The sequence below is a fragment of the Anaerococcus sp. HMSC065G05 genome (genome assembly GCF_001812365.1).
Taxonomy (GTDB): domain Bacteria; phylum Bacillota; class Clostridia; order Tissierellales; family Peptoniphilaceae; genus Anaerococcus; species Anaerococcus vaginalis.
The window spans coordinates 1-584 of sequence record NZ_KV808678.1 but is presented as its reverse complement, the minus strand read 5'-3'; the positions used below and the strand labels follow the sequence as shown (position 1 = coordinate 584).

The window sequence follows — 584 nt, the reverse complement described above, 5'->3', positions numbered from 1 at the left end:
TTTTTCACTATTACCATTACGTAAGCTTCGCCTACTTCTTTTGTTCCTTTGCTTTTAAATTGTAGGTACACTCTTTGTGGCGTTTCGCTTACTTTGCTGTAGTCTGGTTCGTTTTTAAAGCTTACTTCTACTGAACCGTCTTTTGGTATGTTTGAAAATCTTTCTTTGTATTCTTCTAGGCTTGGGGCTTTCCCTTCTACTATTATTGGTTTGCTTGAGCTTCTTTGTGGTGTGAATTTTTCGCCGTGATCTTTATCTTCGTCATCGGATATGCCATCTCTATCTTTGTCTCTGTACAACCAATATGTGATTTTTCTTACTAAGAGTTTGCCTTTTTTCTTTGCTTTGAATTTTAATGTTATTGTTTTAAATCCACTGCCGTCTTCTGGCCAACCTTCATTGCTTGGTTCTGGGATTCCGCTTATTGTTTTTCCATCAAAGATTAAGCCTTTTGGTAGTCCATCTATTTCTTTTAATATTTCTGCGTCTTTATCTAGACTTGTTACTGTTGCTGGTCTTATTTCTTTGCCTTCTATCCACTGTTGACCGTTTGATTCCATTAGACTTGTGTCTATTACTTTTTG

At 36.3% G+C, this 584-nt stretch carries 1 pseudogene; it reads right to left on the bottom strand.

Annotation, left to right across the window (positions count from 1 at the left end):
- Positions 1–584, bottom strand: a pseudogene (locus HMPREF2852_RS00030) (FMN-binding protein); the annotation flags it as partial.